Annotated in this window: 10 protein-coding genes; 9 read left to right on the top strand and 1 reads right to left on the bottom strand. The window is 69.5% G+C overall.

Annotated elements, in window-relative coordinates; genetic code table 11:
- The first annotated feature begins 315 nt into the window (after positions 1-315).
- The 4 genes from glmM to ACFWX1_RS35260 all read left to right on the top strand — a co-directional run bounded on the left by glmM (position 316) and on the right by ACFWX1_RS35260 (position 5167).
- Entirely contained in the window at positions 316-1650 is a 1335-nt protein-coding gene (gene glmM / locus ACFWX1_RS35275; protein ID WP_378394131.1) for a phosphoglucosamine mutase, read from the top strand.
- Positions 1651-1799: 149 nt separating this feature from the next.
- On the top strand, positions 1800-2108 hold the full coding sequence (locus ACFWX1_RS35270; RefSeq protein WP_378394129.1) for a hypothetical protein: 309 nt from the start codon (positions 1800-1802) through the stop codon (positions 2106-2108).
- Positions 2108-4642, top strand: a complete 2535-nt coding sequence (locus tag ACFWX1_RS35265) for a hypothetical protein (protein WP_378394128.1) — start codon at positions 2108-2110, stop codon at positions 4640-4642. Before ACFWX1_RS35270 ends, ACFWX1_RS35265 begins: the two co-directional genes overlap by 1 nt.
- Before the next feature lie 33 nt (positions 4643-4675).
- Complete coding sequence (locus ACFWX1_RS35260) at positions 4676-5167, top strand: hypothetical protein (protein ID WP_378394127.1); 492 nt, start codon at positions 4676-4678, stop codon at positions 5165-5167.
- Positions 5168-5511: 344 nt separating this feature from the next.
- On the opposite strand, the gene ACFWX1_RS35255 is transcribed toward ACFWX1_RS35260, so the two are convergent.
- Positions 5512-6462, bottom strand: coding sequence for a cytochrome P450 (locus ACFWX1_RS35255; protein ID WP_378394126.1), 951 nt, complete (start codon positions 6460-6462; stop codon positions 5512-5514).
- 9 nt (positions 6463-6471) lie between these two features.
- On the opposite strand from ACFWX1_RS35255, the gene ACFWX1_RS35250 reads away from it, so the two are divergent.
- From ACFWX1_RS35250 to ACFWX1_RS35230, 5 genes are all read left to right on the top strand, one after another.
- Positions 6472-8163 (top strand): fatty acyl-AMP ligase, encoded by a 1692-nt coding sequence (locus tag ACFWX1_RS35250; RefSeq protein ID WP_378394125.1) that lies wholly within the window; start codon positions 6472-6474, stop codon positions 8161-8163.
- A gap of 70 nt (positions 8164-8233) precedes the next feature.
- Positions 8234-8533, top strand: a complete 300-nt coding sequence (locus ACFWX1_RS35245; protein WP_378394124.1) for an acyl carrier protein — start codon at positions 8234-8236, stop codon at positions 8531-8533.
- Between the two features lie 138 nt (positions 8534-8671).
- Positions 8672-8983 (top strand): hypothetical protein, encoded by a 312-nt coding sequence (locus ACFWX1_RS35240; protein WP_378394123.1) that lies wholly within the window; start codon positions 8672-8674, stop codon positions 8981-8983.
- Positions 8983-11439 carry a hypothetical protein gene (locus ACFWX1_RS35235; RefSeq protein WP_378394122.1) on the top strand — a complete coding sequence of 819 codons (2457 nt, stop codon included), beginning with the start codon at positions 8983-8985 and terminating at the stop codon, positions 11437-11439. The genes ACFWX1_RS35240 and ACFWX1_RS35235 overlap by 1 nt, the downstream gene beginning before the upstream one ends.
- A 35-nt stretch (positions 11440-11474) precedes the next feature.
- Positions 11475-12023, top strand: a complete 549-nt coding sequence (locus ACFWX1_RS35230; protein WP_378394121.1) for a hypothetical protein — start codon at positions 11475-11477, stop codon at positions 12021-12023.
- The last annotated feature ends 127 nt before the right edge of the window (positions 12024-12150 follow it).

Raw genomic sequence — 12150 nt, 5'->3', positions numbered from 1 at the left:
CACCCACCACCCCACCCCGCCCCCCACACAGAGATATATCTAAGCGCGACCGTCGCCATAGAACTACCCCGTGAGCAGCGCACGCTTAGTGTTCGGATGGGCGCTCCCGTGTTTTCCGGGGCCGTCCGCCCCCTGTTCCCACCACCCCCTCGCCCCACCCTGCCCGCCCCGGCCAAGCGCGTTTAGCGGGCTAAACGCACTTCCCGGGACCCGGCGGAGCGCGTTTAGCGGGCTAAACGCGCTCGGGCCCGTAGCCGGACGGTGAGGTGAGGGGGCTACCTTGTCTCGTGGTTGGTCGCACATGGAGGTCGACAGATGGCTCGCCTATTCGGTACCGACGGCGTGCGGGGTCTCGCCAACGCCGAGCTGACTCCGGAGCTCGCCCTCTCGCTGGCGGCCAGCGCGGCGCGGGTGCTCGCCGCCCACGACCGCTCCCACCGCCCGGTGGCCGTCGTCGGACGTGACCCGCGTGCCAGCGGCGAGATGCTGGAGGCCGCGGTCGTCGCGGGCCTCGCCTCCGCCGGCGCCGACGTCCGCCGTGTGGGCGTCCTGCCCACCCCGGCCGTCGCCTACCTCGTCGGCGCGCTCGACGCCGACCTCGGGGTGATGATCTCCGCGTCCCACAACCCCATGCCGGACAACGGCATCAAGCTCTTCGCCGCGGGTGGCCACAAACTGCCCGACGGCATCGAGGACGAGATCGAGGCCGGGCTCGCCGCGCAGGCGACGCGCCCGACCGGTGTCGGCGTCGGTCGTGTCACCGACGTCCCGGACGCTCTCGACCGCTACGCCGAGCACCTCGTCGCGGCCACTCCGCACCCGCTCGCGGGCCTGAAGGTCGTCGTCGACTGCGCCAACGGCGCTTCGTCGGCCGCTGCTCCCGAGGTGTACCGCCGCGCCGGCGCCGAGGTCGTCGCGCTGCACGCCGAGCCGGACGGCATCAACATCAACGAGCACTGCGGCTCCAACCACCCCGAACTCCTGCGTGCCGCCGTCGTGGAACACGGCGCCGACCTCGGCATCGCGCACGACGGTGACGCCGACCGCTGTGTCGCGGTGGACGCGGCGGGCGAGCTGATCGACGGCGACCAGATCATGGCCGTCCTCGCGCTCGCCCTGGCCGAGTCCGGCGAGCTGACCAAGGACACGCTGGTCGCGACCGTGATGAGTAACCTCGGCCTGCATCTGGCCATGCGCGCGCACGGCATCAACGTCGTCACCACCGCGGTCGGTGACCGGTACGTCCTCGAAGAGCTGCGGGCCAGCGGGTTCGCGCTCGGCGGCGAGCAGTCGGGCCACGTCGTGCTGCCCACGCACGCCACGACCGGGGATGGCCTGCTCACCGCGCTGCGCCTGATGAGCCGCATGGCCGCGACCGGCAAGCCGCTGGCCGAGCTGGCCGCGGTGATGAACCGCCTGCCGCAGGTCCTGGTCAACGTGCCGGTGGCGGACAAGGCCGCGGTGGCGGGCTCGGCCGCCGTGCGCGACGCCGTCGGCGCTGTCGAGGCCGAACTCGGCGAGGAAGGCCGGGTGCTGCTCCGCCCGTCCGGCACCGAGCAGCTCGTCCGCGTCATGGTCGAAGCCCCCGCGCAGTCCACCGCCCAGGCGGCGGCCGATCGACTCGCCGGAGTGGTGTCCGCGGTCTCGTAGCGGCGGGTCTGACCGTCCGCCGGGCGATCCGGCCGACTCGCTGCGCCTGCGTTACCTGCCCGGTACATTGCGTGTGCGGGGATGGCACCGATCGGGCGTTCGCCGCGTCCCAGTGCGGACGGACGCAGGTGCTCAGGTGAGGGGGCGTGATGGCGGGTAAGGGTCACAAGGTCGATCCGGCTCAGCTGAACGAAGCGGCGAAGGCGTTGGAGGATCTGCCCAAGCAGGCCTGCGAACAGCCGATCGTGGCGGTCGAGCAGATCGTCCTGACCCCGGACAACTTCGGGCCCGCGCACAAGGACTGCTTCAAGGGATATTCCGAGAGCATCCAGAAGCTGGCCAAATGCGCGCGCAGCTATCTGGCGGCTTCGGACGAGTTCGGCCGGAAGCTCGCGGCGTCGAAGAACCTGTACCAGTCCAATGAGGACGAGACCGCCGCCGAAGTGAGGAAGCACTGATGGGCCTCGCGGGCGTCGGCAGCGATGACGGCAAGGACATTCCGAGCCGTCAGGAGATCGACCAGATCCTCAACGACCCCAACGTGGGGATGGACGTCAAGCGCCAGCTGGCGCTGGAGTACATCGACTACGTCGAGGATGAAACGCCGGAGTCGTGCGGTTTCGCGAGCGAGGACGAGCGCAACAAGTACCGCGATTACCTGAAGTCGCTGCACAACGACTGGATCACCGAAGGCGACATCAACGGCAACAACGGTGGCCTCAGTGATCTCAAGGACATCTACAAGGAAGCCAAGGGCGAGTACGACAAGAGCCGCCAGGCCGGTCGCGACAACGACCGCGCCGCGCTCAACAGCGACGCCGCCAAGACGCAGGCGATCGCCGGACGGGCGACCGAAACCGACCCGGGCTGCGCGAACTCGAAGGAAATCTTCGACCCCGGGCTTTCCGCTTTCAAGGTGTACGAGAACTTCTACCCGCTGTACGTCACGGCGTCGCGGATCACCGGCGCCGGGGGCGCCCTCGTTTCTCTCGAGGAGTTGCGGCGGCTCTACCACGAGCAGGACAACATCCCGTTCAACCTGTTCAAGGCCAGCGCGGACGAGCTGACGGCGGTGAGCGGCGCGGTCGACAACTCGTCGAAGGACGTCGCGGGCAAGCTGCAGAATTCGCTGGGTACCTGGGAAGGCGACGCCGCCGACCAGGCGCGCGAATACCAGAAGGCGTATGCGGAGAAGAACAGGCTGGTCGCCGAAGCGTTCAAAGCGGCGGCCGAAGGGCTGCTGCGGGTCAACGGGTCGATCGGCAGGTTCTGCCAGGACAAGGTCGGCTGGCTCCAGAAGTGGTACGCCGACAGTGTCAACGGGGCGACCATCCAGGACATCGAGCGGATCGTCCGCATCGCGGACGGCAGCTGCAGCCAGAACGACATCAAGCACTGCATCGGTTTTCTCAGCATCGACGCCAAGAACGCGTTCAACGACGACTGGGGCGACCTGGACCAGAGCACCATCGACGAGGTGATCACGCCCCAGGCCAAGGCGTGGCTCAAGGACGTCTTCCTGGCCTGGTTCGGCAAGCACATCGAGAACTTCCAGCTGGTCTGTTCGAATACCCGCAACGCGGTCAACGACGCGTGGGGGAAGTACTTCGAGTCGCTCGGGAAGGTCGACGAGAACCCGTACGCCGATCTCGGAAAACAGAGCGGTGAGGGAAAGAAGCCCGAGACCGGTGGTGGTGGCCGGGACACCGGTGGTGGCGGGAAGAACACCGGCGGCGACACCGGCGCGCAGGCCGAGGTCGGCCCCATGCCGAAGCCGCCCGAGATGCCCAAGCCACCGGAGATGCCGAAACCGCCCGAGGTACCGGGCCAGGACGTCAACCCGGTCACCCATCAACCGCTCGAAGTGGACCCCGAGACCGGCAAGCCCTACCCGATCGACCCGAAGACCGGTGCGGCGCTCAAGTCCGATGTGGACCAGCCGGAGACGATGACGGTCGAACAGGGCGACCACAAGATCTCCATGGCCGAGCCCGGCAAGGACGGCAAGATGGGGATCAGCGTCGACAACGGTGCTGGTCCGCCGAAGGACTACAAGCTCGACTTCGGGGATGGCAAGGAGCACACGCCGCAGGACGGGACGGCCGCGGGCGGCGCGATCCATCACGACACCGCGGCGCGCCTGGCCCAGCAGCCGGAGACCGCGGGTCAGAGCTACCAGCCAGGGCCGGACGGGAAGATCCACATCGAGGACGGGAACCTCAAGATCACCGCCGAGCGTCCGCAGGGCGCCGAGGGGCCGACGGTGGTCACCGTCGACGACGGTTCCGGTCATCCGACGAAGTACACCCTCGGCGAAGACAACCCGGCCGACGCCGCGAACAAACACGCCGCCTCAGCGAGCCCTGTCGATCAGGGCGCCGGGCAGCCTGCTGCCGCGCACTCCGTTGCTCAGCCGGAGAGCCGGGATCAGGCTCCGGCCGTCGAGCACAGCCGGGAAGACCTGGCGGGCGACGCCTCCGGCGGCCGCCACCACGCGGCGACCGACGGCGGTGCCGGGGGAGGCGCGGCCGATGCCACGCCCGCGGCGGCGCACGGCACGTCCGGAGCGGGTGACGCCGTGCCCACGACGGCAGGTGAGGGTCAGGCCGTCCCGGCGTCGAACGAAGCGACGACCGCGCAGTCGATCGCGGACCCGACCGACAGTCACGGCGGGATCGGCCAGCGACCGGACAGCGGTCTCGGCCAGGCGTCCGATCCGGCGGGGATGACCGGCGGGGGCGGCTCGACGATGCCGGCGCCGACGGGGCTCGGCTCGGCGCCGGACGGTACCCAGCCGATGCCCGCGTCCATGGGGATGATGGGCGGCGGAATGATGGGTGGCGGGGCGGGCGGTGGCCAGGCCGGTGGCGGCGAGGACCAGCAACGCTCGTCCAGCAGCTACCGCGTCGACGGCGGGTTGTTCGAAACGGCGCCCGCCGGAGGCCGGATCAGCGGTTCGATCGACGACGATGGTGTGATCGGTTCTCGATAGCGCGATCGTCGCGGTGGTGGGGAGGACGAACTCGTGAGTCCCGAAGAGGATCTCGCAGCTCTGAAGCACAAGCTCGCCGGGCTCGAACGGGAGAACGGCGACCGCATGTACCTGGTCGAGCAGCGGGCCGCGAAGGCGGTGGAGGAGAGCCGGGAAGCCGGCGACAAGCTGCGCCGGGAGACCGACGAAGCGCTCACGAAGCTGCTCGAACAGAAGCGCCGGGCGGAAGCGGCGGGTGGCTGGGTCACGGAGTCGACGGTCGGCGACAAGGTCGACGACGAGAACGACTTCGGCTTCGAAGAGGACGAGACGGAAAACGAACGTCGCGCGGGCTACCGTGCCGCGGACGCACCGCCGCCTGCTGCGTACCCCGCCGCTCCACCACCCCCTCCGTCTCCGCCCGTGCCTCCACCCGCCGTGACCCCCGCCCCCGCCGCCGGGCCCGGGCGCGGCGCCGGGCGCCACCGCCGCCCAGCCCACTCCGACGACGACGATTTCGCCAACACCGACTGGCTGGCCACCTGACCCACCCCGAGCGCGTTTAGCCCGCTAAACGCACCCCGGCGCCCCCGGCCGTGCGCCGTTTTCGGGCGAAACGCGGCGCGGAGCCTTGCTAAGCCAGCGCGCACCCCGCCGCACACCCCCGCCCCCCCCACCCCCCCCACCCGCGCCCAAGCACACCCAAACACACCACCCCGCCCCCCCGCGGCGCGCGTAATCCCCGCCCAAACCCCCGGCGCTGAGCGTTGCTAAGCAATCGGGCACCCCGCCGCACTCCTCGGCCGACCCGGCCACGCGGCTCGGCCCGGCGGACCGCGTTTAGCCCGCTAAACGCGCTCGGGCGCTGTGGGCGAAGTGCGTTTAGCGGGCTAAACGCACTTGGTGGGGGAGATGCGGGTGACCTGGGCGTATTCCAGGCCGTGGAACACGGGGTGGGTCTTGTACCGCACCTCGCCGACGACATGGGAGGAGGTGAGGACCGCGGACAGCGCCCGCAGCGCGACCTCCCCCTCGGCGACCGCGACGCGCGAACCCGGGCACGCATGCCGCCCGAGCCCGAACGCGAGCCCGTCACCGAGCGGGACGGCGAGCTTGTCGCCTGCCCCGAATGTCACTTCCGACACGGTGAGCGGGCCGGTCACGCGCCGGGCGGCGTACCGTGTCGGCGCGATGTCCTGGACGAGCCGCCGCACCTCGACCTCGTCCGGTTGCCGCGGTCGGCGAAGCAGGTCCAGGCCAGCGAGAGCGAGGAAGTTCATCGAGTTCTCGTACGCGGCGTGCGCGAGCATCACCGGCGTGAGCATGAGCTCGTCCTCCGTGACCCGGCCCGCGTCGTGCGCTTCGCGCAGCAACGCCAACCCGCCGCCCTCGACGGCCGTCGCTTTGAGGAAGAACATCGCAACCCGCAACGCCGCGAGGTCCGCGCCCGGCGGCGCCCCACCCGACCAGACGTCGAGGTTCGCCGCCGTCTCCGAAAGCGCCGTGAGCAGCCGCGCGTCGAGTGGTTCGACGGCACCGAGCACCGCGGTCGTGACCCGCGCGGCGACCGGCCGGGCGAAATCGGCGACGAGGTCGAACGAAGCCGACGTCGCCAGCCCGGCAACCATGTCCTCGATATCGGCGCGGACATCGGACGGCAGCGGTTCCACCAGCGCGATGATCTCCTTGACGACTTCGCGCAACCGCCGGTGCTCGGCGCCGTCCATGAGCAGCAGATTGGCCTGGCCGGTCGCGCCCCCGTCCGGATTGGAGCTGAGCCGCGCGTCACGCAGCGCCCCGACCCGGTCCGCCCGCGCGTCCAGCACGAAGAAGTCGTCCACGTTCGTATGATGCCCACACCGCGACGGGATCGTCTGGAGGATACGGCCGTGCCGGACGAGGTACCCGAGGAAGTACTGCGCACCCCGCTGGTGCTGCGCCTGCTCGATCGTGCCGACGACACGCGTCCCGCTTTCACACACCTCGACTGTTCCGGTGGTGACATGGCCGAGCGGACGCTGACCTGGTCCGCATTGCTGGTCCGAGTCCAAGCGGTCGCGGCGGCGCTGCGCGGGCAGATTCGCCCTGGTGCCCGTGTCGCGATCGTCGCGCGCCAAGATCTTTCCTACGTCGTCGCCTTCTTCGGCGCGTTGTACGCGGGTGCGGTGGCCGTCCCGCTGTCCTCGCCGGATCTGCGAGCACAGCGTGAACGGCTCGTGGGTGCGCTCAACGACTGCGACGCCGAGGTGTGGCTGACGGCCGACGCGATCGCCGATCGGGTGCGGGAGTTCGCCGAAACCGAAGACGTCGCGCGGCCGCGTGCGATTCTCACGGTCGACACGCTGCCCGCCGTCGCGGCCGAGCCTGCTCCGCTCACTCCGGACACCCCCGCGTACTTGCAGTACACGTCGGGCACGACCCGCGCGCCCGCCGGCGTCGTGATCACTCACCGCGCGCTCGCCGCGGCGTGCTGGCAGGTCTGCGCCGCTTACGACGTCGACGACCACACCACCTGCGTCGGCTGGATCCCCTTCTTCCACGACATGGGCCTCATCCAGCTGCTGGCCGGGACGGTGCACAGCGGCGGCAGGTCGGTATTCCTCGCCCCGCTGGAATTCATCCGGCGGCCCGCTCGCTGGCTGACGCTGATGTCGGCCTACCCGAAGACGTTGACCGCGGCGCCGAACTTCGCGTATGACCTGCTCGTCGAGGCCGTTCCCGAGACGCGGCGCCGGGAATTCGACCTCTCCAGTGTGCACATCGCCCTCAACGGCAGTGAACCGATTCGCGCTGCCACCGTCGAAGCGTTCCTCGACGCCTACGAGCCACACGGATTTCCGCGCAGTGCGTACCGCCCGTCGTACGGGCTGGCCGAGGCCACTGTCTACGTCGCCAGTGGTGGCGATACGAACGGGCCAGTCGTGACGCAGGTCGGGGATCGGCGCCTCGTCTCGGTCGGCCGTCCGCGGGGGCAGCGGATCCGGGTGGTCGACCCCGACACCGCTCGCCCCCTCCCCGACGGCACCACCGGCGAGATCTGGGTGCGGGGTCCGAACGTCGCGGCGGGGTATTGGCGTCGGCCCGAACTCACCGACGAAGTCTTCGACGCGCACGTCGACGGCGAAGGCGGCTGGCTGCGTACCGGCGACCTCGGCTGGTGGGACGGCGAGCAGCTCTACGTGACCGGGCGGCGTAAGGACCTGATCATCGTCGACGGCCGGAACCACTATCCCCAGGACATCGAGGACACTGTCGCGGACGCGCACCCCGTACTCGGCCGTGACCGGGTGGCTGCCTTCGCCGTCGATGGCGACGCCGGGGAATCGGTGGTCGTCGTCGCCGAACGGGCTCGTGGCGCGGCGGCCGCCGAAGTCGACGAAGACGAGGTCGCTCGCGCTGCCGCCCGCGCCGTCATCACCGCCCACGACGTCGTACTCCGCGCGTTCCTGCTGGTCAAGCCGGGGGCGCTGCCGCGGACGTCCAGTGGCAAGGTGGTGCGTTCCGCGGCCCGGACGCGGTTCTGGACCTCCCCCGCAGGCTGAGCTCTTCGCCGCCCCCAAGCGCGTTTAGCCCGCTAAACGCGCTTGGCGGGGGTAGGCGAGAATTCGGGGTATGGCCGCTGAGGAGCATGTCGAGAAGATCAAGGCGATCGTGTGCGAGACGTTCGGCGTCGATCCGGCGACGATCGACGAGACGACGCCGTTCGCCGACATGGGCGTCGACTCGCGCCGGCGGGTCCGGCTGCTCGCGACGGTCGAGGTGGAGTTCGGCATCGACATCGATCTGGACGAGCTGGACCGGCTGGTCGACATTCGCAGCGCCGCGCAGTTGCTCGACGAGACGATCGAGGCGGGCGGCAAGCCGCGCAAGCGGGGCCTGCCCGGTCTCCTGCGGCGCCACCGTTTGAGTTAGCAAACCGGGCGAAGCCGCTGCGGTGCGGATGACCGCTGGGTACATTTTGTGTGCATATGCGACGGCACCTGCGGCCGGTCGCGTGCGTCGTACCCAGGACAACCACGGGGACAGCTCGGACGTAAGGGGGCACCGGTCATGCCGGACGGTGGCTACAAGGCGAATTCAGAGGCGATGCTCACAGCGCAGACCGCGCTCGAGCGTGCCGCGGAGAAGACGTCGGGCAAGGCAGACAAGGTGGCTCCCACACCGCTGACCGCGAAGGAGTTCGGCCGGGTGCACGGGGACGCGTTCACCGGCTACCAGAAGGGCATCGAGGCCATCGGCGCGGCCATGAAGGGCTACGCGGGCCAGCTGACCCAGCTCGGCGGCGGTGTCGGCACGGCCGCGACCAAGTACAGCTCGGCCGAGGAGCAGCAGGCCAACGCCGCGAAGAAGGCGAGTAGCTGATGAGCAAGGTCACCAAGGCTGAACTCGACAAGATGATGGCCGACCCGTACGTCACCGCGGGTACCAAGAACGACCTGATGATGGCGGCCTATTTCGGCGGTGACTTCGAGAAGGCCAAGCAGAAATTCCAGGCCGAACACGACGCCAACGCGGCGGCCGACAAGACCGCGCGAGAGAAGGCCGACAAGGCGGAAAAGGATCTCCAGACACTGCAGGGGCCCGCTCCCGGCGGCGTGGGCGTCAAGAAATCGGACGAGGTGCTCGATCTCGGGAATGCGGCACTGGACTTCTTCTCGCAATGGTCCGACCAGATCTGGAACAAGATGCCGGACTGCCCCAGTGCGATCAACTACAAGTCCGATGTCTGGGACAAGTTCCACGAGAACCGGGAAATCAACTTCCAGAAATTCCTCGACGAGGTCGAGGATCTGACCGGCGCGCGCAAGACCACGGACGAGACGCGTGCCGACGCGACCTCCGCGCTCAACACGCTTTTCCACGATTGGAAAGGCGAGGGCGCGACGGCGGCGAAGGTCAAATACGAGCAGCGGATCCAGCCCGACGCCAAGGAACTCATCGACCAGATGGACGGCGTCGTGAAACTGGTCCCGGAGACCATGACGCACATCTACACCGCGCTGAAGACCAAGGTCGACGAGGCGCTGAAGCTGCGTGTCGACGAGGTGGCCAAGGCGCCGCTCTACATCGCCAAACAGGTCATCGAGGTCGCCGCGGGAAAGGTCGACTCGAAGGACAAGCTCAAGGACATCGCCGGGTGGCTCGATTCGGTGTGTCCTGGCAACAATCTCGCCGACCGGCTGGCGCATGACGACTGCAAGCTGAACGACGAGAACAAGGACTACGCGATCGGCGCGGCGAAACAATGGCTGACCGGTTCGTTCACGCCCGAATTCAGCAAGCGGTACGAGTCGTTCAAGGGATTGTGCAAGAACGCGACCGACACGATCAACCAGCACTACCACACGTTGTCGCGGTATATGGAGGAATACACCAACCCGTTCCCGGCTCCGTCGTCGGGCAAGACCGACCCGTCCGGAAACGGGAATGGCAACGGAAACGGTAACGGCAACGGCAACGGAAACGGGAATGGCAAGGGGAACGGGACCGGCGGTGGTACCGGGGGCGGCACCGGCGGTGGAAGCGGCAGCGGGGGCGGCGGCAGCGCCACTCCGCCGTCGGCGTCCGAGCCCAAGCCGGAGGACAAGAAGCCCGAAGACGGGATGAACCCGATCACCCACAAGCCGCTGGAGATCGACCCGGAGACCGGCAAGCCGTACCCGATCGACCCGAAGACCGGCGAAGCGATCAAGGACGCCGGCGACGATCAGGACACGATGACCGTCCAGAAGGGCGACAACAAGATCTCGATGTCCGAGCCGGACAAGGACGGCAAGATGGACGTCTCGGTCGACGACGGTCACGGGCACAAGAAGGACTACAAGCTCGACTTCGACAATCCGCAGGTCGGGCCGGACGGGAAGCCGTTGCCCGGTGCGGACGGCCACGACCCGAAGGCCGGTTTCGGGCCGCAGGGCACGCAGCAGGACGGGAAACCGGGCGCGGACGGTGCGTATCACCCCGGGCCGGACGGCAAGATCCACATCCAGGACGGCAACCTCAAGATCACCGCCGAGCAGCCGGAGGGGCCGAACGGCCCGACGGTCGTCACCGTCGACGACGGCAAGGGCGAGCCGACCAAGTACACCCTGGACGAGAAGGGCGAGAAGCACGAGCTCAAGCCCGGCGAAGATCCGTCCGGTCCCGGCGGGGCGAAGGACCCCAAGCAGCCGGTGCTTCCCGACGACCGCGCACCCGATTCAGGATCGCACCAGGGCAAGCTGGATGACGTCACGACGATGCCGGCCCCCGCCCCGGCGGAGGGCGTCACCACGATGCCCGCGCCGGACAACGGCGGCTTCGCCGCGCCCGGGGGCGTCGATACGGGAGTGACCGCCGATGCCGGCGCCCCGGCGGACACCGGTGCCCCGGCCGGTGGAGGTGCCGACGGGGCAGCCGCCACGCCGGCGGCGGACGGGACGGCGGCCGCCAGCACGGATCCCAAGTTCGACCTGGCCGGTAACGGCAACTCGCTGGAGCCCGGTGCGCACACCGGGGCGTCGGCGCAGGCCACCGGCGATGTCGGGCTCGGTGCGGCACCCGGCGGTATGGATCACCCGGCGGCCGCGGGGCAGATGGCCGGTGCGACCGGTGGTCCGGGCTCGGGCTCGGGCGCCGGCGGGATGAGCGGTATGAGTGGCATGGGCATGATGGGCGGCATGGGGGGCGCGCCGGGTGGTGGCGGTGGTGGCGACCAGCAGCGTGGTCCCAGCCAGTACCGCATCGAGGGCGGTGTCTTCGAGACCAGCGGCGCCGGCGGCCGGATCAGCGGATCGCTGGACGACGAGGGCGACCGGTCCATCAGCTATGAGCGGTAGGACGCCGGCGTGAACGAGCGGACGAGGGAGCGGCGATGAGCGCTGTGGACAGGCTGAGGGCGGCGATGTCCGCATTGGACACCGCCACCAGGGAGCAGCAGGAGCAGCGCGGGCTCCGCGAGCGGCACGTCGCCGAGGCGAAGGCCGATGCCCTGAAGACGATGGAGCGGGACGCCGCGGTCCATGGCAAGTACATGGAACACATGCAGGAGCTGGCCAAGCGGCACAAGGAGTCCGGCGGCTGGCTCACCGAGAAGGCGCTCTCCGACCGCAGTCACACCATGAAGTTCGGGCCGGAGGACGAGGAGAAGCCTGCCGACCAGTTCGGGCAGTACACGCGGGCATCGGCGGCGCACCGTGACGTGACGGCGCCTCCTCCGCCTCCGCCGATCGCGCCGTCGGTGCCCGGCGCACCGGGTGACCTGCCTCCGGCGCCCGCCGCGCCGCCCGCCCCGGTCGAACAGGCGCCGCCCGCGCCGGAGCCGACCTCGCCGCCGTCACCCGCGCGGCGTCGCGGACGGCACGCCCGCAGCGACGCGTTCGACGACGACGATTTCTCGAACAACACGTGGATGGTCGACTGACCCGGTCGGTCCGACCGCGTCGAGGGCCCCGTCTCCGCCAGGAGCCGGGGCCCTCTCTTGCGCCGCCCACACCCCTCCCGAAGTGCAGTTAGCGGGCTAAACGCGGTCCTTAGCCTGCCTAAGCGCC

This window comes from Amycolatopsis sp. NPDC059021, from assembly GCF_042739895.1.
Taxonomy (GTDB): domain Bacteria; phylum Actinomycetota; class Actinomycetes; order Mycobacteriales; family Pseudonocardiaceae; genus Amycolatopsis.
This window is presented reverse-complemented; position numbering and strand designations above follow the sequence as displayed.

Excerpts from the sequence above, each read along its gene's own strand:
- glmM (WP_378394131.1), top strand. The coding sequence starts at position 316 with ATGGCTCGCCTATTCGGTACCGACGGCGTGCGGGGTCTCGCCAACGCC.
- ACFWX1_RS35270 (WP_378394129.1), top strand. The coding sequence starts at position 1,800 with ATGGCGGGTAAGGGTCACAAGGTCGATCCGGCTCAGCTGAACGAAGCG.
- ACFWX1_RS35265 (WP_378394128.1), top strand. The coding sequence starts at position 2,108 with ATGGGCCTCGCGGGCGTCGGCAGCGATGACGGCAAGGACATTCCGAGC.
- ACFWX1_RS35250 (WP_378394125.1), top strand. The coding sequence starts at position 6,472 with ATGCCCACACCGCGACGGGATCGTCTGGAGGATACGGCCGTGCCGGAC.
- ACFWX1_RS35245 (WP_378394124.1), top strand. The coding sequence starts at position 8,234 with ATGGCCGCTGAGGAGCATGTCGAGAAGATCAAGGCGATCGTGTGCGAG.
- ACFWX1_RS35240 (WP_378394123.1), top strand. The coding sequence starts at position 8,672 with ATGCCGGACGGTGGCTACAAGGCGAATTCAGAGGCGATGCTCACAGCG.
- ACFWX1_RS35235 (WP_378394122.1), top strand. The coding sequence starts at position 8,983 with ATGAGCAAGGTCACCAAGGCTGAACTCGACAAGATGATGGCCGACCCG.
- ACFWX1_RS35230 (WP_378394121.1), top strand. The coding sequence starts at position 11,475 with ATGAGCGCTGTGGACAGGCTGAGGGCGGCGATGTCCGCATTGGACACC.